This window comes from Pseudomonas sp. CP-1, from assembly GCF_021213715.1.
Lineage (GTDB): Bacteria > Pseudomonadota > Gammaproteobacteria > Pseudomonadales > Pseudomonadaceae > Pseudomonas > Pseudomonas aeruginosa.
This window is the reverse complement of the sequence record NZ_JAJQKY010000021.1, coordinates 81,369-102,610: the sequence shown is the minus strand read 5'-3', so window position 1 is coordinate 102,610 and position 21,242 is coordinate 81,369. Positions and strand designations below refer to the sequence as shown.

The window sequence follows — 21,242 nt, the reverse complement described above, 5'->3', positions numbered from 1 at the left end:
CCTTCGAAAGTAGCGGTATCACCAGTTCAGTACGGCGCCGAGGGCCACGGTGTCGGTGTCCTCGTCGAGCGCGGCACCGTCGCGCCCGTCGATCCGGTAGCGGTTCAGCTCGGCGACCAGCTTGAGGTTGTCGTTGATCGTGCGGAAATAGGCGATGCCGCGACTCTCGTAGTCGGCCGCGGAACCCAGGCCGTTGCCGTCGTCGACGGTCTTGCCGTAGGACAGCGCCAGGCGGTTCTTGCCCCATGAATACGAGCCCTGCAGCAATGCGCCGCGGCTGTCCACCTCGCGCAGCGCGGCTTCGCCGGCGTTGTTGGTGAAGAAGGGATTGATGCCCTTGGCGGTGAACCCCGAACCGGTCACGGAGAAACCGCCCATCTTCACCTGCAAGCCATAGCCGACCCCCTTGGAAGTCACGCTGTCGACGCTGTCGCTGGTGTTCTTCGAAGTCTGGTAGCCGCCGTTGATCCAGCTGTAGACCTGCGCCCCAGCCAGGTCGAACTGGTAGCTGACCTCGCTCTCGTAGCGCGGGTTGTCCTGGTAGGCCTTGTCGTCGAGGCCGTCGCTGGCATCTTTGTCGATCTGGTTGGAGTCGATCGGGTCGAGGATGCCCACGGCGATGCGCAGGCCGGGCAGCAGGTCGTTGTTGCGGTAGGTGATTTGCGAGGTGGGGAACGGATACGGATAGCCGGTGCCGATGTTGCCGAAGGAGACGCCCTTGCCGTCCACCAGGCCGAGGGTGTCGCTGGGGTTGCCGAAACCGGCCAGCAGTTCGTCGAGGAAGATGTTCGAGCGCGAGAACAGGCCGAAGTCCTTGCCGATCAGCACCTCGCCCCAGTCGCCGGCGACCGTGCCGTAGAACTGACGGACGTCGATGGCGGTATCGGTGCCGTCGGTCTCGCTGTCGTTGATGGTCACCCAGAAGGAGGCGCGACCGCCGAGGCTCAGCTCGTCGATCTTCCTGCCGAAGTTGAAGCCGATGTAGTTCGGCAGGAATCCCATCTTCACCCGCGACTGGCGGCGATCGTAGGTCTCGCCCTGGCGGTCGACGTCGCTGTTGACGTAGAAGGCATTGAAGTAGCCGTCGGTGGAAAAGGTGGTCTCGTCCTTGTCGTACAGCAGGATATCGGCGGCGGCCGGTTGCAGGCCGCCCAGGGCACCCAGCGAGGCCAGGGTCAGCGGCAGGATTCGGCGAACGGCGGTGTTGTTCTTGTTCATGGCGCACTCCGCGAGGTGAAACGACCGGGCCGGTCGTGGCGGAGCCGATTATCGAAACCGGGAAAGCCCGGCCATACGCTTCCTTGGGCCTGCTTCGACGCTTCTTCATGGTGGGCGTGGGTGCCGCTGCGCAAGGCGCGGGCAGCGCTCCTCCGGCGGTAGCGCAACCTTGGTCGCGGCGGGAGCGCCACCGAAGCAGCGCGGCTTTCGACCTAACGCCGCAGTGACGCCGGCAAGGCTGTCGTCGAGTTACCGCGTGGCTCGCTTCAGCGCCGGCTGGAAAGCACCCACCAGCCGCCGCGCGCCTCCAGCAACCGGGCCTGGGCCGCGAGCAGGTCGTCGCCGCTCAGGCCGAGGGCGGCCTCGGCGAGCAGCCGGGAGCGACCGGCGCCACCGCCAAGGTGCTCCGCCCAGGCGCGCCGGGCTCGCTCGGCGAAGCTACCCGGCGCTCGGCGCAGGTCGTCGGCGAGGGCTTCGCGCAGGCCGGCCAGGCGTTGCGCCGGCAGTTGCGCGAGCGCCTCGACGGAGCGCTGGAGGAAGGTCTCCATATGCTCCAACAGGCGTTCCGGGCAGGCACGCGGGGATTGCGCGGCGAACAGCAGGCCGCGCCGGGCGCCGACCTCGCGGAAGCCGCAGAACAACGCGTAGCCCAGTTGCAGCTCGTCGCGCAGGCGCCGCTGGAAGGCCGGTTCGTGCAGGCGCGCCAGCAAGCGCCAGGCCGCCTCCATCGGCACCTCCGGCGAGGGCAGCGGGCAGAACAGCAGCAACGCCGACTCGCCGTCCACGGCCAGTTCGCGGCGATGCCGTCCGGGCCTCGGCGGCATAGGCTCCAGGCGCTCGCCGGCAGCCTGGCCGGGCATCCATCGGGGATCTGGCATCGCGGCCTGCATGACCAAGGCGTCCCAGCGCGTCCGCCGCCAGTCGTCGACCTCCGCCAGCGGCTCGCCGAGTAGGCCGGGCAAGGCGTCCAGCAACTGCCGGATCGGCAGGCCAGTGGCGCTGCGGCGCCGCTCGGCAGAGGACAGACGCTCGCCGTTTGCGCGCCAGTCGGGCGGCGCCGCGAGGAGCCGGGCCAGGGCCGGGCGCACGGCGGCCTCGAGGCGATCGCGCGGACCGAGCAGGCTCAGCGACCAGTCTTCGCCGAGCGCCTCCAGGCCCATCTCCACTCCCCCCAGGCGCGCCTGGCCGCACAGCGGACGCAACGCCTGGCGCAGCGCCAGGAAGCGTGACCGTGCGGGCACACCGGGAAAGCGCCAGCGCAGGAACAGCGCGCCCTCGGCGGCGGCACTGGGCGGCAACGGCAGTTCGAAGCGCCAGGCATGCCGCTGCGCGGTCAGCGGCGGCGCTGCGGCAACCGGCGCCACGCTCAGGCGGAAGCCCGCCGACCAGCGCGCTTCGGCGCCGTCGAGTTCGCCGTCCAGGTGCAGCCGCAGGCAGCGGTCGGCGCGCAGCGCGTCCAGGCAGGCCGGGCGAATCTCCGCCGGCAGGCCGAGAACGCGCTGGCGTAGTCGCTCCAGCGGCGCAGTGGGCTCCGCCAGCAACGGTCGGCGCGCCGCCAGCAAGCTGGCGGCATCGTCGCGCAGGGCGCCCAGCCAGTCGAAAAAGGCCGCCTCCAGCGCCGCCGCCGCGCTGCCGTCGAACAGTTCGAAGGTCAACGCCAGGAGCGCCTGCCGCGCGTCCCGATGAACCACCCGCAGCGCCGCCGATTCGCCCAGGCCCTGTTCGCCGAGTGCCGCCAGCAACCCACCCGGCGAGCGATCGCCGAGCAATTCGGCGAACGCCAGCAGGGTCTGTTCGTCGGTCCCCCGCAAAGCGTCGAGGGCAAAGCCCAGCACCAGCCGCGGAGGTCCCGGCAGGCGCAGCGCCAGCGCTTCGCCGGCGAAGGGCAGCAACGGCGGCGGCGGCGGACTCGCGCCTGGCGCGCGCCCCGGCAGGTCGGCGCAGGCACGCTGCGCCAGCCTCTCCAGCTCGTCCAGTGCCTGCGGCCCTTGCAGCCATAGCTGGCAATTGCCGGCGTGATAGTGGGCGGCATGGAATTCGCGCAGGGCCCGCTGGAACGCATCGCTCTCCAGGGCCAGGCTGTCGCGGCGCCCGGCAGCGAAACGCCGCAGGGGGTGTCCGGCGGGCAGGCCGAGGGCCAGCGCCGCGTCGATCAGGGTCTGCTCGTCGGCCGAGCGCGCCAGGTATTCGGCCTCGAGCACTTCGCGCTCGCGCCGTTGCGCATCGATGTCCAGCAAGGGGCGGGCGAGCATGTCGATCAGCCGTGCCAGACCGGCGCCAAGGTGCTCCGCCGTCACCTCGAAGAAATAGTCGGTGGTCCTGCCCCGGGTGCTGGCGTTGACCTGGCCGCCGCGCACCTGCAACCACGGCATCAGGCGCTCGTCGCCGGGAAACGCCGCGCCACCGAGAAACGACAGGTGCTCGAGGAAGTGGGCCAGGCCGGGATGCGCGCTCGGCTCGTCGTGGCTGCCCGCCGCCACCCGCAGCCAGGCAGCGGCGCGCGATGCCGCCGGATCATGCGCCAGGTGCAGGCGCAGGCCGTTGGGCAGCACGCAGGCGCGGCTCCTGGGGTGGTGTTGGGCGTGGCGATCCATGGGCGTCCTCGCGGGTTCCGAGGCTGAACCTTACCCTTCCGCGAGGCGAAGGAAATAGTCCTTTCGCCGGGTCGTATCAGGAAGCCGGCGGCTCCTGGCCAGACGCTTCCTCGGAGTACAGCGCCCGTCCGCCGTCGGCCTTGAGCGCCTGCAGGACCTCGGGCGCACGGCACGGGGCGAACAGGTCGAGGCCGGGATCGTAGGCGCCGGTGCGCACTTCCAGCAGGCCGAGCATCGAGTGGAACAGGTTGTCCTGGGACAGCTCCTCGTTGCTGCGCTGGCGCAGGCAGCCACTGTCGAGGCCGAAGGCGCTCTGGTAGCCGGGCGAGAACCAGGCCAGCATGCCGACGTGCTTCTGCTGGTCCGGCGCCAGCAGGTAAGGCGTGCCATGCAGGTAGAGGTTGTACTCGCCGAGCGACTCGCCATGGTCGGAGAGGTAGAGCATGCCGGTATCGATGCGCTCTTCGTTTTTGCGCAGCAGGTCGATCAGGCTGGCCAGCACGTGGTCGGTGTACAGCAGGGTGTTGTCGTAGCCGTTGATGATGCTGTCCCGCGAGCAGGCGCTGAAGTCGTTGCTGGCGCAGACCGGGGTGAACTTCTCGTACTCCCTGGGATAGCGCTTGAAGTAGGCCGGGCCGTGGCTGCCCATCTGGTGCAGGACCAGCACGGTGTCCTGTTGCAGCCCGTCGATGAAGGCCTGCAAGTCGCGCAGGAGGATCTCGTCATGGCACTCGCCGCCGGCGCACAGGGCCGGATCCTTGCTCTCGCTCAGGTCCTGGAAGGCGACGCGGTCGCAGGTGCCCTTGCAGCCGGACTGGTTGTCCCGCCACAGGACCCGCAGGCCTGCGCGCTGCAACACATCGAGAAGGCCTTCCTGGGTGCGCGCGCGAGCGTCGCTGTAGTCCGCGCGGCCCAGGTTGGAGAACATGCAGGGCACCGACACCGCGGTCTCGGTACCGCAGGAGTGCACGTTGGAGAAGTTGATCAGGCCCTCCTCGGCCTTCAGCCGCGGGTTGGTCTCGCGAGCGTAGCCGTTGAGGCCGAAGTTCTGCGCCCGCGCGCTCTCACCCACCACCAGCACGGTCAGCGACTTGCGCGCATGGCCCTGCCACAGGTCGGCGCGCCGGGCATCGACGGCGATCGGCCGCAGCGGCTGGCTGGCGGCCTGGGCCTGGCCCTTGGCGTAGCCGATGGCGGCGCCGACCAGGTTGCTCGGGGTGACCTGCAGGCGCAGTTCCTTGTTGTTGCGGAACAGCGAGGACAGCCCCTGGTAATTGGCCAGCGCCACCCCGGCAAGCAGGGCCAGGCAGGCGAGCGCCACCAGCAGCTTGCTCAGCAGCTCGCGTGGCCACGGCCGGTAGCGCACCGGCGTGCGCCACAGCAGCCAGACCGGCAGCGCGCCAAGCAACGCCAGGTAGACGGCGAGCTTCGGCGAAAGCAGGTCGGCGACCTCGGCCGGGTTGGTCTGCATGACGTTGCGCAGCATGCCGACGTCCATCAGCACGCCGTACTGGGTCATGAAGTAGGTGGTACCGGCGGCCGCCAGGATCAGCAGGGTCAGCGCCGGCTTGAGCAGCCAGCGGAACGCCAGCAGGGTCAGCGCCAGGTTGAAGATCGCGGCGATCATCAGGCCGACCGCCAGCATCATGCCGAGGCCCTGCCAGCCCGCCGGGGTGATCGCCAGCAGGCGCTGCCACAGCGGCAGGTTGTAGAACAGCAGGAAGGCGAGGCTGACCAGCAGGGTCAGCAGTTCGGGACGGACGGCACGGGCTTTCGACATGGGCATGGATCTTCACTGACTTCCGGGTTGCCGTGCGCAGCGTTGCCCCTGGCAGCACTCGACGACGGCGGCAGTCTGCTCGGCGATCCGTCAATCTTTCGTGAAGAATACCTACAGAAAACGTAACCCTCCGAAAGCGCCGCAGCCCTTGTATTCCGGGGCTTTCAGCCGGATTGCAAAAAGTTCGCGGGAAGCTTTCCGGGCGCTCTCCGGGTTCGCCGGCATCCCCCCGCATGGCGCCGCCGACGCAGGCGGAAGACAGCAAGCGGCAAGGAACGCGGAGGGCTCCGGCGCCAGTGCCTACGGACTGTTCTGATTGCGACGTCGTTTTTCAACAAAAGGACAGCCAGACCAATGTCTATCCCGCGACCACGGCATTTTCGTTAGCATGCCAAGCTTACGGCCCGGTTCCCACAAGGACGGCGGCCGCCTCCCCTGCTCGTCCCATCCAGATGAGTGCCGTTTCCCCTACCCCCCGGGAAACCCTTCTGTGAATTTCCTCGAGCAGCGCGGTACCTCTCCAGCATGAACGCTTTGAAAGGCCGGGACATCCTGGCGCTTGGTTTTATGACCTTTGCCCTGTTCGTCGGGGCCGGCAACATCATCTTCCCGCCCATCGTCGGCTTGCAGTCCGGCCCCCATGTGTGGCTGGCGGCGCTGGGCTTTCTGATCACCGCGGTGGGGCTGCCGGTGATCACCGTGATCGCCCTGGCCAAGGTCGGCGGTTCGGTCGACGCCCTCAGCCATCCGATCGGCAGGTATGCCGGCGGCCTGCTGGCGGCGGTCTGCTACCTGGCGGTCGGCCCGCTGTTCGCCATTCCGCGCACCGCCACGGTGTCCTTCGAGGTCGGCGTGGTGCCGCTGCTCGGCGAGAGCGGCACGGCGCTGTTCGTCTACAGCCTGGCGTACTTCCTCCTCGCCCTGGCCATCTCCCTCTACCCCGGTCGCCTGCTGGACACCGTCGGACGCTTCCTCGCCCCGCTGAAGATCCTCGCCCTGGCGATTCTCGGCGTCGCCGCCTTCCTCTGGCCCGCCGGCCCGATCGGCACGGCCCAGCCGGAGTACACCCAGGCCGCGTTCTCCCAGGGTTTCGTCAACGGCTACCTGACCATGGACACCCTCGCCGCGCTGGTCTTCGGCATCGTCATCGTCAACGCCATCCGTTCCCGCGGCGTGCAGTCGCCGCGGCTGATCACCCGCTACGCCATCGTCGCCGGGCTGATCGCCGGCGTCGGCCTGGTGCTGGTCTACGTCAGCCTGTTCCGGCTCGGCGCCGGCAGCCATGCCATCGCCGCCGACGCCAGCAACGGCGCGGCAGTCCTGCACGCCTACGTGCAACATACCTTCGGCAGCCTCGGCAGCTCGTTCCTGGCGGGACTTATCGCGCTGGCCTGCCTGGTCACCGCGGTCGGCCTGACCTGCGCCTGCGCCGAGTACTTCTGCCAGCGCCTGCCGCTGTCCTACCGCAGCCTGGTGATCATCCTGGCAGGGTTCTCCTTCATCGTTTCCAACCTCGGCCTGACCAAGCTGATCCAGGTCTCGATCCCGGTGCTCACCGCGATCTATCCGCCCTGCATCGTGCTGGTGGCGCTGAGCTTCTGCATCGGCCTCTGGCATTCGGCGACGCGCATCCTCGCCCCGGTGATGCTGGTTTCCCTGGCGTTCGGCGTGCTCGATGCCCTGAAGGCGGCGGGCCTGGGCCAGGACTTCCCGCAATGGCTGCTGCACCTGCCGCTGGCCGAACAGGGCCTGGCTTGGTTGATCCCCTCGGTCGCCACTCTCGCCGCCTGCAGCCTGGTAGACCGCCTGCTGGGCAAGCCTGCGCAAGTCGCCGCCTGAGCAGGCCCCAGCGGCCTGCCGCTTGTTCTCCCGGCCGAGCGCGGGACATGCCGGCGGGCGGCGCCAATCGCGGCGTCCGCCCCACGGCCCGGCTGGCGCCTGCCGCCGCCGGCAGCGCTTCTTCCCGCGTTCAGCCGAACGAATAAGCACTATCGAGCGGGATGATTTCTAGCGCAGCGGCGCGGTTGTTAGCCTTTCGACCATTCCCCCAGGAAAGCGAATCCAGGAGCCGGTCATGGCCAAGGCACTCATCAGCGTACTGTTGTTCTCCCTCGCCCTCGCCGGCTGCGCCAGCGACTACAACCCCTCTCGCCCGTACAGCAGCGACGAGGTCAGGCAACTGGCGCTGGAAGACCTGGCCCGGCGCAGCCTGTCGTTCGAGGAATACCAGGCCAAGCGTCAGGCGATTCTCGAGGAAAAACCGCAAACCGCCGTCAGCCAGTCCAACGCCGCCCTACGCAGTACCGCCATCTGAGGCCTTTTCGAACGGCCAAGAGAAAGCCCCGCGATGCGGGGCTTCTTCGTATTCGGGGCTGGGCGGTCAGCCGCAGGACAGGCGCTTGATCACCAGCGTGTCGTCGACATCGATGTTCAGCCGGCGCGGGTTGTAGTCCATGGTCACGGCATCGTGCGGGCGCAGCGCCCGGGCGACTTCCGCTCCGGCGGCGCGGCGGGCCTCTTCGACGATGGCCGCGGAAGCCTGCTTGCCGACATAGGCCTGCACCGCGTTGGCATCGCAACGGCCGTCCGCTGCCGGGGTGGCCGCGGGCGCGCTGGCGCTGCCGGTGGCTACGCTGGCGCCTTCGGTGGACGGGCTGTCGCCGTTGCTGCTGCAACCGGCGAGCAGGGCCGCGAGAACGAGTGCACTGGAAAACTGCTTCAAAGGCATACCGCCTCCTCTGATCTTCTGGGATCGCCACCTTACCAGTGGCATGGGTTTCCTGGCGAAACTGCAATCCGCGCTGACAAATTCGCCAGCTTCAGTCGCCGCTCAGGCGCTGCAGTTCGCGACGCACCATGGCCGCGTACTCCGGCGGACGCAGGAGGTAGAGTTGGCCCGCGACCCAGTCCAGCCAGCGGCCGCCCTGTTCGGCGCGGGCGTCGAGCAGGCGCCGCGCCTCTTCCTCCGCCCGTTGCCGGTGCTGCCGATGGAATGCCTGGCGCTTCGACAGGCTGGAGGCATCTCCGGTTCGATCGTCGGGAGTGTCGGTCATGGCTCTCTTCGCAACCTGCTGCACAAGCCGGACATTCTAACCGCGGAACGCCGTTGCCGTTCGCGGCAAGCGCTTGCCTCCGCCCCGCCCTGCGCCATGTGCCGAGCCCTCTGGCGCGGGGTTCGGCGACCTGGCACGGCCCTTGCGACGGAGCGGCGGTCATTCATTTCCATGGAGGCAGGTCATGAACAGCATCGGTCCCGCCAGCCTTTCCGGCTGGTCTGCGCGTTACCCGAACAACCAGCGGCAAGCCAGCACCGAGATCGGCAACGGCGATCTGCTGAAACCGCGCCCCGCCCTCGGCACGCCATTGCGCAACGAGGCCGTCGATCCCGCCGCGGAGTCCGCCCGCCAGGCCCTGGACGAGGGTTTCGCGAAGCTGAACCTGACGCTGAAGCAGAACCAGGCGAATGCCACTGCCGGCGCCGGCGAAGGCAAGTCGGCCTATGACGAGTTCAAGGAGTACATGCAGAAATCGCCCGCCGAGCGGATGCGCGAGCAGGTCCTGAAGAGCCTCGGCCTGACCGAGGAGGAACTGGACGCGATGCCGCCGGAGAAACGCGAACAGGTGGAGAAAGGCATCGGCGAACGCATGCGCGAGATGATCGCCATGCAGAACGGCCAGGCGCCGGGACGGCAAGAGGACCCGACGCAGGCCGGCGCGACGCTGAACGCCTGGATCTGAGCCAGGTGCGCGCCAGTCTCTCAGCGCTGCCGGGCGACGACGCGCTTGGCGTAGCTGGCGCGCTCCATCTCGCGCACTTCGACGCTGACCTGCACGCCCTCCACGCCGCCGCCCGCCACCGCTCCGGCAAGCACCTCGCCGAGCGCCTCGCCCAGCGCCTGGCGGGTCGCCGCGTCGCGCCCGTCGAGGATCGACAGGCAGGCATGCAGGTAGGCGCGCTCGACCGCTGCGGTTCCCTGCCGGTAGGCCTCCAGGGTGACGAAGCGCGACTTGATGTCCGCCTCGCCGAATTGCCCGGAAGCGAACAGCGCGGCATTGGCCTGCTCCAGCAGTTCGCCGGGGGACGTTTCGAGGCGGAGGTTGGCAGTGGCTTCGATAACGAGATGCGGCATGCTGGCGGGCCTTGCGGGGAATGGAGAGCGGGATTCTAGCGGCTCGACGAGCGATGCGACAGCCGGCCTGCGCCTGCGTGGCTCAGTCAACCCGGCGGCCGCGAAAGCCCGCGCGTAGATGGCGCGGATCAGCGCGTCTCGCAGGCCTGCCGCTGGCCCTTGGCCGGCGTGTACAGGTAGCCGGGCGTGTCGCCCGCCTGGCGGTACAGGACCGAACCGTCGCTATAGGAAATCGCGCTCAGCGCCTGGCCATCGGCGAGGCTGCGGACATCGCCGCCCAGCGACTGGACGCTGCTGCCGTCGGGCAGCTTGAGGCTGGCGAAACCGTCGATCACCTCGAGTTTGCCGAAGTCTCCGCAGTGCAACGCCAGCGGCCCGGAAGCGGCCTTCCGGTCCGACGATGAATCCCCGCAACCGCCCAGCAGCGACAGAACCAACAACGCGGGGAGAACAGCGGGCTTCATCGGGGAGTCCTTTGCGGATGAGCGGAAGACGGGACTCTACCACCTGCCGGGCGGCGGGAAAAACCGCTTCGGCGTACGCTGTCATGCAACGGCAGGCGCACCTGTGAGACAATTCGCCGAATGCCAGGCATCACACCCCGCCTTCATCGCGCTACAGCCACGTCATGACGCTGGCTGCGGCACTCCACGAATGCCCGCAGGATCGACCCATGCTCCAGATGGAGCGCAGCGGAAAGCCGAGAACCGGTAGCAGACCGGTATCGCCACGGTCCAGGCGTGCGTAAGTCCTCTATAGGTAAAGAAGTTGATCTCCACCGCGAATATCACCATGCAGTTCGGCGCCAAGCCGCTGTTCGAGAACGTTTCCGTCAAGTTCGGCAACGGCAACCGCTACGGCCTGATCGGCGCCAACGGTTGCGGCAAGTCGACCTTCATGAAGATCCTCGGCAACGACCTGGAGCCGAGCGCCGGCCAGGTCATGCTGGAACCCAACGTGCGCCTGGGCAAGCTGCGCCAGGACCAGTTCGCCTACGAGGACTTCAGCGTCATCGATACGGTGATCATGGGCCACGAGGAACTCTGGGCGGTGAAGGCCGAGCGCGACCGCATCTACTCGCTGCCGGAAATGAGCGAGGCAGATGGCATGGCGGTGGCCGAGCTGGAAGTCCAGTTCGCCGAGTTCGACGGCTACACCGCCGAGTCCCGCGCCGGCGAGCTGCTGCTCGGCCTGGGCATCCCGCTGGAGCAGCACTTCGGCCCGATGAGCGCCGTCGCCCCCGGCTGGAAGCTGCGCGTGCTGCTGGCCCAGGCGCTGTTCTCGGACCCGGACGTGCTGCTGCTCGACGAACCGACCAACCACCTGGACATCAACACCATCCGCTGGCTGGAAGGCGTGCTCACCGCGCGCAACAGCACCATGATCATCATTTCCCACGATCGCCACTTCCTGAACAGCGTCTGCACCCACATGGCCGACCTGGACTACGGCGAGCTGCGCCTGTTCCCGGGCAACTACGACGAGTACATGACCGCCGCCGAACAGGCCCGCGAGCGCCTGCTGTCGGACAACGCCAAGAAGAAGGCGCAGATCGCCGAGCTGCAATCCTTCGTCAGCCGCTTCTCGGCCAACGCCTCCAAGGCCAAGCAGGCCACCAGCCGCGCCCGGCAGATCGACAAGATCCAGCTGGAAGAGGTCAAGCCGTCCAGCCGGGTCAGCCCGTTCATCCGCTTCGAGCAATACAAGAAGCTGCACCGCCAGGCGGTGACCGTGGAAAACATCAGCAAGGGCTATGACGGCAAGCCGCTGTTCAAAGGCCTGAGCCTGCAGGTCGAGGCCGGCGAGCGCGTCGCCATCATCGGCCCCAACGGCATCGGCAAGACCACCCTGTTGCGCTGCCTGGTCGGCGACCTGCCGGTGGACGGCGGCGAGGTGAAATGGACCGACAGCGCCGACGTCGGCTATTTCGCCCAGGACCATGCCGACGACTTCGCCGACGACATGAGCCTGTTCGACTGGATGGCCCAGTGGACCCAGGGCGGCGAACAACTGGTGCGCGGCACCCTCGGCCGCATGTTGTTCTCCAACGACGAGATCAAGAAGTCGGTAAAAGTGATCTCCGGCGGCGAGCAGGGCCGCATGCTGTTCGGCCGGCTGATTCTCAAGCGTCCCAACGTGCTGGTGATGGACGAGCCGACCAACCACCTGGACATGGAGTCCATCGAGGCGCTGAACCTGGCGCTGGACAACTATCCGGGCACGCTGATCTTCGTCAGCCACGACCGCGAATTCGTTTCCTCGCTGGCTACCCGCATCATCGAGCTGGGCGAGAACGGCGTGACCGACTTCAGCGGCAGCTATGACGACTACCTGCGCAGCCAGGGCGTGATCGTCTGAGTCCCCGTCGCGCAACGCAAAAGCCCCGCATCCGCGGGGCTTTTTCATTCCGACATGGACGCGCAGGGCCTATGGGGAGCGCGACTCAGTCGACGTAGCCGGCCATCATCGCCGCGCGGGTCGCCAGGCGCTGGCCCTCGGCGATCTTCTCGCGCTGTTCGGCGGTCAGCTCGCGGGGCGGGTGGTCCTTGATGTAGGCAGCCACGTTCACCCCGATGTAGACGATCAGGGCGGCGGCGATCAGGACGTTCTTCGGATTGATGTCCGAGCGCCGCTTGCAGGCTTCGCAGATGCCGCTCTCGACGAGACGGGTCGCTCGGGTGCCGCAGTTGCGGCAGTAACACGCGCTCACAGGCCGGTTCCTTGTGCTTGTAATTGTCCGGCCAATCTACACGCAGCGCGCCGCTGCGCACAACGCGAAAACCCCGCCGAAGCGGGGTTTTCCGATGACGCGGGGATCAGGCCGCGGCGAACTGCCCGGCGATCTGCCGGCGGGCGGCGGCGATGGCCTGGGCGCGGGGCTCCTCGCCATAGGCCAGGCCTTCGGCGCGAACCACTTCGATATCGGTGATGCCGAAGAAGCCCAGCACGGTGCGCAGGTAGCCTTCGTGGGCCGCGCCGGTCGGCTGGCCGGCATGCACGCCACCGGCGGTGGAGACGATCACCACTTTCTTGTCGCCGGCCAGGCCAACCGGGCCGTTCTCGGTGTAGCGGAAGGTCTTGCCGGCGACCGCGATGCGATCGATCCAGGCCTTGAGCTGGCTGGAGATGGTGAAGTTGTACATCGGCGCGCCGATGACCACGACGTCGGCGGCGAGGAACTCTTCCAGCACTTCTTCACCCACCGCGACTTCATGCTTCAGCGCGGCATCGCGCAGCTCCGCCGGGGTGCTGCCGGCGGCCAGGGTCAGGGCGGAGAAATGCGCCACCGCGTCGGCGGCCAGGTCGCGGTAGGTGACGTCAAGCCCGTCTTCGTTCTGCCGCCAGGCCTGGACCAGCTCGGCGCTCAGTTGGCGGGAAGCGGAGGCGTCGCCGAGGATGCTGGAATCGATATGCAAAAGTTTCATGTCTCGCTCCTGAAAGTGGGGGATCGCAGTGTGGCGATCGAGTGGTTTGCATCCTACCGGCAAGGCCAATCGACGATTAGTCGGCAGAAACATGACTATTCGTCCCACACATAGGACAATCTGTTTTTCCCCCAGCGGAGCGCCTGCATGCCCCACGACCTCAACGACCTCTACTACTTCGCCAAGGTGGTGGAATGCGGCGGCTTCGCCGCGGCCGGACGCGAGACGGGGATTCCCAAGTCGCGCCTGTCGCGGCGCATCGCCGAGCTGGAGGAACGCCTCCAGGTACGCCTGCTGCACCGCACGACACGCAAGCTGGTGCTCACGGAGGTCGGCGAACGCTACCTGCAGCACTGCCGCAACCTGCTGCTGGAAGCGGAGATGGCCGACCAGGTGATCGCCGAGCTGAGCGTCGAGCCGCGTGGCCGGCTGCGCCTTTCCGCACCGGTGGCCATGGCTTCGAGCAACCTGGCCGACCTGTTGCCGCGGTTTCTCGAACGACACCCGCAGGTCCAGCTGGAAATCCTCCTGACCAACCGCCGGGTCGACCTGCTCAACGAGGGGGTGGACGTGGCACTGCGCGTGCGCGAACTCGGCGACGAGGACCCTGCGCTGGTCTGCCGGCGCCTGGCTCCGGCGACCACGCAGATCCTCGCCGCCCCGTCGCTGATCGCCGGGCATCGCCTGGAACATCCGGAAGACCTCGAGGACCTGCCCTTCCTCGGCGCTATCCATAACGACCGCAAGGTCCACGCGACCCTGATCGGGCCGGATGGCAGCCGCTACCAGTTGGAACGCGAACCGCGCCTGGGCGTCGACGACTTCGTCCTGCGCAAGAAAGCCGCCGTGGCCGGCCTCGGCGTCACCCTGCTGCCCGAAGGCTACTGCGACAGGGAACTGGCCGATGGCAGCCTGGTGCGCATCCTGCCGCAGTGGACCTTGCCGAAAAGCACCATGCAGGCCGCCTACCTGCCGCGCAGCAGCCAGATTCCGGCGATCCGTGCTTTGATCGACTTTCTCGTGGAAGCCCTGCAACGCCCCTCGGGCGAGACCGGCCCGGCCTACCGCCGCGCCCGCGAGTGAGCCGCGCCGTTCAGCCGATCCACTGCAACAGCGCGGCGGACAGGCGCCCGCCGAGCAGGCTGTCGAGCCAGAACAGCTGGTGCAGCAGGACGATGCCCCAGAACACCAGTTGGAACGAGAGCTTGCGGGTCTTGTGGCGGAACGCCTGCTGCGCGACCAGCGCGCCAGGCCAACCGCCAAGCAGCTCGAACAGGTGCAGGCGGACCTCCGGGGTACGCCAGTCGCCGCGTGCGGCGCTGCGCTTGTCCTGCCAGTAGAGGGCGAATGCGAGCAGGCTGGCCAGCGGATAGGCCAGCAGCGGCCAGAGGGCCTGTCCGTCCAGGTACATCCGCCAGGCGCCGGCGGCCGGCAGCACGCAGAGGATCAGCAGGACCAGCAGCTTCGCCAACGGGTGCTGCAACGCGCTCGGCGGAGTCGGCGCCGGCCGTGCCTGGGCCCGCGTCACCGGCGCCTGGGCGCCACGGCGGACAGTCGGCGGGTCGAGGGTCAGCGCGTCCAGCCGCGCCCTCTCGGCGCGCAGGCGGCCCTGGGCGTCCTGGCTGGCGAGGAACCACACCTGGTCGCCCTGGCGGGGACGGCGGTCACCGCGGAACGCGGAGATATGCAGGAAGACTTCTTCCCCGCCGGTCTTCGGCAGGATGAAGCCGAAGCCCTTGTCGTCGTACCAGCGGCTGATCATGCCCGGCTTTTCCATATCCACTCGCTCGCTACCCGTTTCGCGCTGCATTCTAGCCACCCGCGGCGGCCAGGCGAAAAAAAACGCGGCTCGCGCCGCGCCTTTTACCTGGTTCCCGGGCCTCACATTTCGCCGGCGGTGCTCCAGTCGATCAGGTGGAATTGCCAGGTCGCCAGGATCAGCAGGCCGAAGGCGATCCGATACCAGGCGAAAGCCGCGTAGCTGTGGTTGCCGATGAACTTCAGCAAGGCACGCACCGCCACCATGGCGAAGACGAACGAGGTGACGAAGCCGACGGCGAACACCGGCAGGTCTTCGGGGCGGAACAGGTCGCGGTACTTGTAGCCGGAATAGACCGCGGCGCCGACCATGGTCGGCATCGCCAGGAAGAACGAGAACTCGGTGGCCGCCTTGCGCGAAAGGCCGAACAGCAGGCCGCCGATGATGGTCGCGCCGGACCGCGAGGTGCCGGGGACCATCGCCAGGCACTGGGCACAGCCGATCTTCAGGGCGTCCTTCCAGGTCATGTCGTCGACGTGTTCGGCGTGGATCACATGCTTCCGGCGCTCGGCCCAGAGCATGACCACCCCGCCCACCACCAGCGCCAGGGCGACGGTGATCGGATTGAACAGCCACTCGTGGATCAGGTCGGCGAACAGGACGCCGAGGACTACCGCCGGGAAGAACGCGATCAGCAGGTTGGCGGTGAAACGCTGGGCCTGGCGCTGGCTCGGCAGGTCACGGACGACTTGAAAGATCTTTCCACGAAACTCCCAGACGACAGCGAGGATCGCCGCCAGCTGGATGATGATGTTGAACGCCTTGGCGCGTTCGCCGCCGAAGCCGATGAGGTCGGCGACGATGATCTGGTGCCCGGTGCTGGAAATCGGCAGGAACTCGGTCAGCCCTTCCACGACGCCCAGGATGAACGCCTGGAAAGCAGTCCACCACTCCATGTTTCTCCCCCTTCTACTACTGTCCCGAACGAGCTTTCGTTGTTCTCGGCGATACACTTGCCGTCTTTTATGAAGGCCTTACGACTCCGAAGAACCCGACCAGTTCCCCCACTGCCGAAGTCGAAACCGGCGGGCATGCTACCAGAGCGGCCGGCAAAGAATCTTGGAATTGTTGCCGGCCGGCGTCCGAACGAATCCGTCCGCGCCCCCCTTTTTCCCAGGCCTTCGCGAAGCGCCGGATACATTCGCTACAATGCGTCCTCGTCGCATGAGGGCCTTCCGTGTCACCCCTTGAACTCTTCGCCGCTTCGCTCGGCGCCATCGCCGTCTACCTGACCGTCCGCCAGAATCCCTGGTGCTGGCCCATCGGCCTGGTGATGGTGGCGCTCTACGCCTGGATATTCTTCGAGGTGAAGCTTTATTCGGACATGCTCCTGCAAATGGTCTACGCGGCGCTACAGCTCTATGGCTGGTGGCAGTGGACCCGCGGCGGGCAGGACCACGACGGCCGCTCGGTGAGCCGCCTGAACGCCGCGCAGCGCCTCTACGGGCTCGGTGCGGGCCTGGTCGGCAGCGTCGCGCTCGGTTACCTGATGGCCAACCACACCGATGCCGCCAGTCCCTGGTGGGACGCCGGATTGACCGCCTTCAGCCTGGTGGCGCAATGCTGGATGGCGCAGAAGCGCCTGGAATGCTGGGCCCTGTGGATCGCCGTGGACGTGCTGTTCGTGGCGCTCTTCGCCAGCAAGGCGCTGTACCTGACCGCCGCCCTCTACGCCCTCTTCACCCTGCTGGCGATCCACGGCTGGCGGACCTGGCGCCGCGACCCGGCATTACGCGAGGGCGTCGTCGCATGAAGGTGCTGGTACTCACCGGGCCCGAATCCAGCGGCAAGAGCTGGCTTGCGGAGCAGCTCCAGGCCCGCTTCGGCGGCCGGGTGGTCGGCGAGTACGTCCGCCACTTCATCGACGAACAGCGCCGCGACACCTGCTACGCCGACATCCCCGCCATCGCCCGCGGGCAACTGGCCTGGGAGGACGCCGCTCGCGCGGAACGGCCGGCGCTGCTGATCCTCGATACCCACCTGCTGAGCAACATCCTCTGGAGCCGGATTCTCTTCGGCGCCTGCCCGGACTGGCTCGAACCCGCCCTGCTGCGGCGGCGCTACGACCTGCACCTGCTGCTCTCGCCGGAGGGCGTAGCCTGGAGCGCCGACGGCCAGCGCTGCCAGCCGGAACTGGCGCAGCGCCAGGCATTCCATCGCGAATGCCATGCCTGGCTGGAGCGGCATCGGCAGCCCTACCGCGCCATCGCCGGCGACTGGGCCGAGCGCCGGCGCCAGGCTTTCGCCGCAGTGCAAGGGCTGCTCCGGGACGGCTGACGGGCCGGCCCTGTCACGCCGCCGATACACCGCCAGCGCGGTCCGGGCCTTGGCGCAGAGCGTTTCGCGACGGCACCGCGGAAAGCTGTCTCGGCGCTGAAACAGCTCCAGGCGCGTCCCCGGCAGGCTTCGCCCCCTGGTTGGCGGGCCTGCTGTTGCACGGATGCAACACTGTCCGCCAGGTTCCCCCGGCACTCACGGCCAAGTCCTTGATGGACAAGGAAAGCGCAAAACCGGCACGCCCCATGCTCGCTCCCTGCCAACGCTGATTAGGGCTCAGCGCCAACGAAGGAAGCGCCATCATGTCGGGGAGTTCGCTACGCATCGTCGTTCCAGCGCTGCTGGTCATCGTCGGCTCCGTGCCGGCGAACCTCCCGCCCGCGCATGCGGCGGACGGCACGATCGTCGTCCAGCGCCAGGTCCAGCCACGGGTCGCCTACCGTCCGAGCATGGTGCCCGACCCACATCCCACCGTCGTCGACACCAACGTCTCCGCCGAGGTCAACGCCCTCGCCAACGGGGCGGCCAGCGGCAATACCGTGAGCCGCGAACTGGGCGATGCCGACTTCGCCATCGTGACCAGCGGTTCCGGGATTCGCAGCATGATTCTCCCCGGTGGCGCCCTGCCGGGTTTCGCCAACCAGCCGGCGAACCCGGCGACGGTCCAGGCCGTCGGCAACCTCGGCACCACCCACGGCGCGGGAGGCGGCGCCGGCGCCGGCCTCGCCGGGCAGATCAACGGCAGCCTCAAGCAGGGCCTGGCGCCGCTGCAGATGCTCGGGGGTGGACAATGAAGCGCCTGTCCGCCCTCCTCCTCGCCTTCGCCTGTATCGCGTCGCTCCAGGCCGACCCGCTGGCCTCACGCAATCGCGCCAGCATCGATGCCAGCGGCACCTACCGCGGCAACTTCGCCCTCAACCAGGCCGCCGGCGACGCCCAGCAACAGAGCAACGTTCGTGTCGTCGCGGTCGGCTCCGCGGCCCTCGTCGGCAGCGACCAGCGCCAGCATCTGCAACTCGACGCCAGCCAGCCGATCGCGGCTAGCGCCAGCATCTCGGGGGCGGCGCTGCGCGGCAGCGGCATCCTCGGCGTCAACCAGGGCGCCGGCCTCGGCAACCAACAGATCAACGCCTTCCGGCTGAGCGTCAGCAGCGGCCCGGAAAGCCTGGATGACAGCGTTCTCGCGCAAAGCGTGGCGCTGACCAAAGTCTCCGGTTCGGCCACTCCGGTCCCGGGAGGACGCAGCGTCTCGACGGACGATCGCGCCTTCGCCGGGAGCAGCGGCGTGGTGCAGGTGAACCAGAGCGCTGGGGTGGGCAATCAGTCGATGAACACCCTCAGCGTCAGGGTCATGGAATGACTCTGCCAAGCCAACACAAGCCCAACACTAAGCACAGAAATGCAAGGAGAAACGCCATGAAAGCGACTATGGTCCTGACCCCGCTGGCCCTGGCAATGGCTGCAGTGCTGTCGGTATCGGCCTACGCCGGAAACGAAGGTGGCTGGCACCCGCCGAAACCCAACCCGCAGTCGAACAACAAGGGCGGAGCCACGGCCCTGGTGGTGGATACGCAGCAGAACTACAACAACAAGGTCAGCAACTTCGGCACGGTGAACAATGCCTCGGTGAGCGGCTCGATCAAGGATGCCTCGGGCAACGTCGGGGTCAACGTCGCCGCCGGCGACAACAACCAGCAGGCCAACGCCGCCGCGCTGGCCAGCGCCGACGCCAGCTTCGTGTTCGGCACCGCGACCGCCAGCACCAGCGTGCTGCAGAGCGGCTACGGCAATACGCTGAACAACTACTCCAACCCCAACACCGCATCGCTGAGCAACTCGGCCAACAACGTCTCGGGCAACCTGGGCGTCAACGTCGCCGCCGGCAACTTCAACCAGCAGAAGAACGACCTGGCCGCCGCCGTCTCCAACGGCCAGTACAGCACTGCCGGTAGCGCCGCGTCGCAGACCTCCACCGGCAACACCACCGTCAACAGCGCCAACTACGCCTATGGCGGCACCTACGTGTCGCTGAAGCTGAACGCCGACGGCAGCTACAAGGGCACCTCCGACCAGATCGGCAACGTCTACCTCGACACCTGGGAAGGCCAGACCCATCCGGGCGGCAGCAATACCGGCCACATCGACGTGGACAGCCAGGCCCAGGGCGCCAAGGACCTGAACCACGACGGCGGCGCGTTCGCCTTCAAGGAAAAGGGCGACGTCGACCTGAAAGGCACGGTGTCCGGCTTCATCCCGGCGATCGTCGGCTTCAAGACCCCGGTTACCAACAACGCCAGCCTGAGCAACTCGTTGCAGAACGTCTCGGGCAACGTCGGGGTGAACATCGCCGCCGGTGGCGGCAACCAGCAGAGCAACTCCCTGTCCATCGCCGCCGGTTGCAGCAGTTGCCCGGCCGGTGGCGAGAGCCTTGGCTTCTGATCCTGGCCCAGGGGTTCCGGCGCCAGCCGGAACCCTTTTCCATCCGACACAGGAATCGGCCATGCGCACGCTCATCCTTTCCCTGCTGCTGCTCGTCGACCTCACCGCCCAGGCGGCGACCCTCGGCTTTCCCGCCCTGCCCGGCGGCGGCCTGGTCTACAAGCAGGTGCAGAGCATCCGCGAGCGGCGCTTCGCCGACCTGGTCGAGCAGAAGACCGATTTCAGCTGCGGCGCCGCGGCCCTCGCGACCATCCTGGAGAAGGCCTACGGCGCCCCGCTCGACGAGCAGGCGGTGATCCAGGGCATGCTCGCCCACGCCGACCCGGAGATCGTCCGCACCCAGGGCTTCTCCATGCTCGACATGAAGCGCTACGTCGAATCCATGGGCATGCGCGCGCGCGGCTACCGGATCGAGGCGGCGCAACTGGAACAACTGAAGATCCCCGCCATCGTGCTGATGGAAATCCGCGGCTACAAGCACTTCGTCGTCCTGCAACGCACCCAGGGCGAGTACGTGTACGTGGGTGACCCGGCGCTGGGGCACAAACGCTACGCGCTGACAGAGTTCGCCAAGGGCTGGAACGGCATCGTCTTCGCCGTGATCGGCCAGGGATACGACCGCGGCAATCCGCTGCTGACGCCGCCCGAACCGCTGACCGCGCGCAATCGCCTGGACCGCTTCAAACCGGTCAGGGACGCCGAACTGATGGAGTTCGGCTTCATCCAGAGCGATTTCTTCTGATCGCAGGAGCCGGATGCTCCGGGAGCACGCCATGTACCCGCACCACTGCTTCGTCCTCGCCTGCTGCCTGGGCGCTGCGCTGCCCGCCCCCGCCAGCGACCTCTTCGCCCCCGCCGAACTGAGCGACCAGGAGCTTTCCCAGTTGCGCGGGCGCTACGTGCTGCCGGGGCGGATCGTCAGCTTCGGGGTGACCATGAGCAGCACCTGGCAGAACGCCAGCGGCCAGGTCCTCGGCGCACGCGTCGACCTGCAGGTGCGGCAGAACCTGGCGCGCCCGGTCCTCAACGTCACCCTGGTCGATCGGCCAGGCGACGCCCCGCCACCCGTCGCCGGCAACGGCCAGGTCCTCGGCGGCGCCGGACTGGCGCAGACCCAGGGGGTCAGCCAGAGCATCCGCACCGCCGGCGACCACAACAGCGCCAGCAATGGCGTCAGCATCGAGGTCCGCCACGGCGAGGCGCCGCCGCCACTGCCGGGCGGCACGCCGCTGGAAGGTGCGCTCGCCCTCAGCGGCGAGGCCGGGACGGTGAAGGTCACGCCGAACGGCGGCGCCCTGCAACTGGCGATCCAGGCCAGCGGCCAGGGCGCCAGCCTGCAACGCCTCGGCGCCGGCGGACTGGTGCAGAGCGTGGCGCTCAGCGGAAACCGCAACCTGGTGCAGAACCTGGCGGCGCTCGAGGTGATGCTCAAGGACCGGCCGGGCGCCGATCCGGCACTGAATTGCGCCTGGGAGCAATTGCGCGCGCTGCGCCCCAGCGGCTACTGAAAGTTGATCTAGTCTGAAATCACTGTGCTATCGGAAGGCCATAAAAACGGAA

General features: G+C 67.8%; 23 protein-coding genes. 12 read left to right on the top strand and 11 right to left on the bottom strand.

The genetic code is table 11. From position 1 onward, the window contains the following. Positions 1 to 18: 18 nt before the first annotated feature. From LT948_RS28060 to LT948_RS28050, 3 genes are all read right to left on the bottom strand, one after another. Positions 19 to 1,218, bottom strand: coding sequence for a porin (locus tag LT948_RS28060; protein ID WP_003088502.1), 1,200 nt, complete (start codon positions 1,216 to 1,218; stop codon positions 19 to 21). A 266-nt stretch (positions 1,219 to 1,484) separates the two neighbouring features. After that, positions 1,485 to 3,812 carry a pyrroloquinoline quinone biosynthesis protein PqqF gene (gene pqqF, locus LT948_RS28055; RefSeq protein ID WP_023112475.1) on the bottom strand — a complete coding sequence of 776 codons (2,328 nt, stop codon included), beginning with the start codon at positions 3,810 to 3,812 and terminating at the stop codon, positions 1,485 to 1,487. Positions 3,813 to 3,888: 76 nt separating this feature from the next. Next, the gene (locus LT948_RS28050; protein WP_003139773.1) at positions 3,889 to 5,592 is read right to left on the bottom strand and encodes a phosphoethanolamine transferase; all 1,704 of its coding nucleotides are present in this window, start codon (positions 5,590 to 5,592) and stop codon (positions 3,889 to 3,891) included. 525 nt (positions 5,593 to 6,117) lie between these two features. Here LT948_RS28050 and brnQ point away from each other — a divergent pair. Continuing rightward, entirely contained in the window at positions 6,118 to 7,431 is a 1,314-nt protein-coding gene (brnQ, locus tag LT948_RS28045) for a branched-chain amino acid transport system II carrier protein (protein WP_003113469.1), read from the top strand. A gap of 235 nt (positions 7,432 to 7,666) precedes the next feature. Continuing rightward, on the top strand, positions 7,667 to 7,906 hold the full coding sequence (locus tag LT948_RS28040; RefSeq protein WP_003088496.1) for a hypothetical protein: 240 nt from the start codon (positions 7,667 to 7,669) through the stop codon (positions 7,904 to 7,906). Positions 7,907 to 7,972: 66 nt separating this feature from the next. On the opposite strand, the gene LT948_RS28035 is transcribed toward LT948_RS28040, so the two are convergent. Together LT948_RS28035 and LT948_RS28030 are read right to left on the bottom strand one after the other, a co-directional pair. Next, positions 7,973 to 8,320, bottom strand: a complete 348-nt coding sequence (locus tag LT948_RS28035; RefSeq protein WP_003088494.1) for an I78 family peptidase inhibitor — start codon at positions 8,318 to 8,320, stop codon at positions 7,973 to 7,975. A gap of 91 nt (positions 8,321 to 8,411) precedes the next feature. After that, complete coding sequence (locus tag LT948_RS28030; RefSeq protein ID WP_023099670.1) at positions 8,412 to 8,645, bottom strand: hypothetical protein; 234 nt, start codon at positions 8,643 to 8,645, stop codon at positions 8,412 to 8,414. Between the two features lie 184 nt (positions 8,646 to 8,829). Here LT948_RS28030 and LT948_RS28025 point away from each other — a divergent pair, with 184 nt between their 5' ends. Further along, on the top strand, positions 8,830 to 9,330 hold the full coding sequence (locus LT948_RS28025) for a hypothetical protein (RefSeq protein ID WP_003117402.1): 501 nt from the start codon (positions 8,830 to 8,832) through the stop codon (positions 9,328 to 9,330). Positions 9,331 to 9,350: 20 nt separating this feature from the next. Here LT948_RS28025 and LT948_RS28020 read toward each other — a convergent pair whose 3' ends face one another. After that, on the bottom strand, positions 9,351 to 9,722 hold the full coding sequence (locus LT948_RS28020) for a 5-carboxymethyl-2-hydroxymuconate Delta-isomerase (RefSeq protein ID WP_003117401.1): 372 nt from the start codon (positions 9,720 to 9,722) through the stop codon (positions 9,351 to 9,353). Between the two features lie 128 nt (positions 9,723 to 9,850). After that, positions 9,851 to 10,186, bottom strand: a complete 336-nt coding sequence (locus LT948_RS28015; RefSeq protein WP_003111314.1) for a hypothetical protein — start codon at positions 10,184 to 10,186, stop codon at positions 9,851 to 9,853. A gap of 304 nt (positions 10,187 to 10,490) precedes the next feature. On the opposite strand from LT948_RS28015, the gene LT948_RS28010 reads away from it, so the two are divergent. Next, complete coding sequence (locus LT948_RS28010) at positions 10,491 to 12,080, top strand: ABC-F family ATPase (protein ID WP_003111315.1); 1,590 nt, start codon at positions 10,491 to 10,493, stop codon at positions 12,078 to 12,080. Between the two features lie 85 nt (positions 12,081 to 12,165). Here the strand turns inward: LT948_RS28010 and LT948_RS28005 are convergent, their stop codons facing one another. Both LT948_RS28005 and azoR2 read right to left on the bottom strand, forming a co-directional pair. Continuing rightward, entirely contained in the window at positions 12,166 to 12,432 is a 267-nt protein-coding gene (locus tag LT948_RS28005) for a hypothetical protein (RefSeq protein WP_015503049.1), read from the bottom strand. Between the two features lie 106 nt (positions 12,433 to 12,538). Beyond that, positions 12,539 to 13,147 carry an FMN-dependent NADH-azoreductase AzoR2 gene (azoR2, locus tag LT948_RS28000; RefSeq protein WP_003088332.1) on the bottom strand — a complete coding sequence of 203 codons (609 nt, stop codon included), beginning with the start codon at positions 13,145 to 13,147 and terminating at the stop codon, positions 12,539 to 12,541. A 147-nt stretch (positions 13,148 to 13,294) separates the two neighbouring features. Between azoR2 and LT948_RS27995 the strand changes: the two genes are divergently transcribed. After that, a complete protein-coding gene (locus LT948_RS27995) occupies positions 13,295 to 14,230 on the top strand; it encodes a LysR substrate-binding domain-containing protein (protein WP_033995833.1) in 936 nt (311 codons plus the stop codon). A gap of 10 nt (positions 14,231 to 14,240) precedes the next feature. Here the strand turns inward: LT948_RS27995 and LT948_RS27990 are convergent, their stop codons facing one another. After that, a complete protein-coding gene (locus LT948_RS27990; RefSeq protein WP_049878882.1) occupies positions 14,241 to 14,957 on the bottom strand; it encodes a DUF1294 domain-containing protein in 717 nt (238 codons plus the stop codon). 71 nt (positions 14,958 to 15,028) lie between these two features. Next, the gene (locus tag LT948_RS27985; RefSeq protein ID WP_003088326.1) at positions 15,029 to 15,862 is read right to left on the bottom strand and encodes an undecaprenyl-diphosphate phosphatase; all 834 of its coding nucleotides are present in this window, start codon (positions 15,860 to 15,862) and stop codon (positions 15,029 to 15,031) included. 281 nt (positions 15,863 to 16,143) lie between these two features. Here LT948_RS27985 and pnuC point away from each other — a divergent pair, with 281 nt between their 5' ends. The 7 genes from pnuC to LT948_RS27950 all read left to right on the top strand — a co-directional run bounded on the left by pnuC (position 16,144) and on the right by LT948_RS27950 (position 21,190). Next, positions 16,144 to 16,719 (top strand): nicotinamide riboside transporter PnuC, encoded by a 576-nt coding sequence (gene pnuC / locus LT948_RS27980; RefSeq protein WP_015503052.1) that lies wholly within the window; start codon positions 16,144 to 16,146, stop codon positions 16,717 to 16,719. Beyond that, entirely contained in the window at positions 16,716 to 17,243 is a 528-nt protein-coding gene (locus LT948_RS27975; protein WP_003117398.1) for an AAA family ATPase, read from the top strand. The genes pnuC and LT948_RS27975 overlap by 4 nt, the downstream gene beginning before the upstream one ends. Positions 17,244 to 17,545: 302 nt before the next feature. Continuing rightward, positions 17,546 to 18,037 (top strand): hypothetical protein, encoded by a 492-nt coding sequence (locus tag LT948_RS27970; protein ID WP_003117397.1) that lies wholly within the window; start codon positions 17,546 to 17,548, stop codon positions 18,035 to 18,037. Then, positions 18,034 to 18,603: a hypothetical protein gene (locus LT948_RS27965; protein ID WP_033995831.1), complete on the top strand. Its 570-nt coding sequence runs from the start codon at positions 18,034 to 18,036 to the stop codon at positions 18,601 to 18,603. Before LT948_RS27970 ends, LT948_RS27965 begins: the two co-directional genes overlap by 4 nt. A 56-nt stretch (positions 18,604 to 18,659) precedes the next feature. Beyond that, entirely contained in the window at positions 18,660 to 19,682 is a 1,023-nt protein-coding gene (locus tag LT948_RS27960; RefSeq protein ID WP_003088317.1) for a hypothetical protein, read from the top strand. A gap of 61 nt (positions 19,683 to 19,743) precedes the next feature. Next, on the top strand, positions 19,744 to 20,424 hold the full coding sequence (locus LT948_RS27955) for a C39 family peptidase (RefSeq protein ID WP_003117395.1): 681 nt from the start codon (positions 19,744 to 19,746) through the stop codon (positions 20,422 to 20,424). Positions 20,425 to 20,437: 13 nt separating this feature from the next. After that, complete coding sequence (locus tag LT948_RS27950; RefSeq protein WP_003117394.1) at positions 20,438 to 21,190, top strand: hypothetical protein; 753 nt, start codon at positions 20,438 to 20,440, stop codon at positions 21,188 to 21,190. The last annotated feature ends 52 nt before the right edge of the window (positions 21,191 to 21,242 follow it).

Bases quoted from the DNA above. Each gene is read 5' to 3' on its own strand.
- LT948_RS28060 (WP_003088502.1), bottom strand. From the start codon at position 1,218: ATGAACAAGAACAACACCGCCGTTCGCCGAATCCTGCCGCTGACCCTG.
- pqqF (WP_023112475.1), bottom strand. From the start codon at position 3,812: ATGGATCGCCACGCCCAACACCACCCCAGGAGCCGCGCCTGCGTGCTG.
- LT948_RS28050 (WP_003139773.1), bottom strand. From the start codon at position 5,592: ATGTCGAAAGCCCGTGCCGTCCGTCCCGAACTGCTGACCCTGCTGGTC.
- brnQ (WP_003113469.1), top strand. From the start codon at position 6,118: ATGAACGCTTTGAAAGGCCGGGACATCCTGGCGCTTGGTTTTATGACC.
- LT948_RS28040 (WP_003088496.1), top strand. From the start codon at position 7,667: ATGGCCAAGGCACTCATCAGCGTACTGTTGTTCTCCCTCGCCCTCGCC.
- LT948_RS28035 (WP_003088494.1), bottom strand. From the start codon at position 8,320: ATGCCTTTGAAGCAGTTTTCCAGTGCACTCGTTCTCGCGGCCCTGCTC.
- LT948_RS28030 (WP_023099670.1), bottom strand. From the start codon at position 8,645: ATGACCGACACTCCCGACGATCGAACCGGAGATGCCTCCAGCCTGTCG.
- LT948_RS28025 (WP_003117402.1), top strand. From the start codon at position 8,830: ATGAACAGCATCGGTCCCGCCAGCCTTTCCGGCTGGTCTGCGCGTTAC.
- LT948_RS28020 (WP_003117401.1), bottom strand. From the start codon at position 9,722: ATGCCGCATCTCGTTATCGAAGCCACTGCCAACCTCCGCCTCGAAACG.
- LT948_RS28015 (WP_003111314.1), bottom strand. From the start codon at position 10,186: ATGAAGCCCGCTGTTCTCCCCGCGTTGTTGGTTCTGTCGCTGCTGGGC.
- azoR2 (WP_003088332.1), bottom strand. From the start codon at position 13,147: ATGAAACTTTTGCATATCGATTCCAGCATCCTCGGCGACGCCTCCGCT.
- LT948_RS27995 (WP_033995833.1), top strand. From the start codon at position 13,295: ATGCCCCACGACCTCAACGACCTCTACTACTTCGCCAAGGTGGTGGAA.
- LT948_RS27990 (WP_049878882.1), bottom strand. From the start codon at position 14,957: ATGCAGCGCGAAACGGGTAGCGAGCGAGTGGATATGGAAAAGCCGGGC.
- LT948_RS27985 (WP_003088326.1), bottom strand. From the start codon at position 15,862: ATGGAGTGGTGGACTGCTTTCCAGGCGTTCATCCTGGGCGTCGTGGAA.
- LT948_RS27975 (WP_003117398.1), top strand. From the start codon at position 16,716: ATGAAGGTGCTGGTACTCACCGGGCCCGAATCCAGCGGCAAGAGCTGG.
- LT948_RS27970 (WP_003117397.1), top strand. From the start codon at position 17,546: ATGTCGGGGAGTTCGCTACGCATCGTCGTTCCAGCGCTGCTGGTCATC.
- LT948_RS27965 (WP_033995831.1), top strand. From the start codon at position 18,034: ATGAAGCGCCTGTCCGCCCTCCTCCTCGCCTTCGCCTGTATCGCGTCG.
- LT948_RS27960 (WP_003088317.1), top strand. From the start codon at position 18,660: ATGAAAGCGACTATGGTCCTGACCCCGCTGGCCCTGGCAATGGCTGCA.
- LT948_RS27955 (WP_003117395.1), top strand. From the start codon at position 19,744: ATGCGCACGCTCATCCTTTCCCTGCTGCTGCTCGTCGACCTCACCGCC.
- LT948_RS27950 (WP_003117394.1), top strand. From the start codon at position 20,438: ATGCTCCGGGAGCACGCCATGTACCCGCACCACTGCTTCGTCCTCGCC.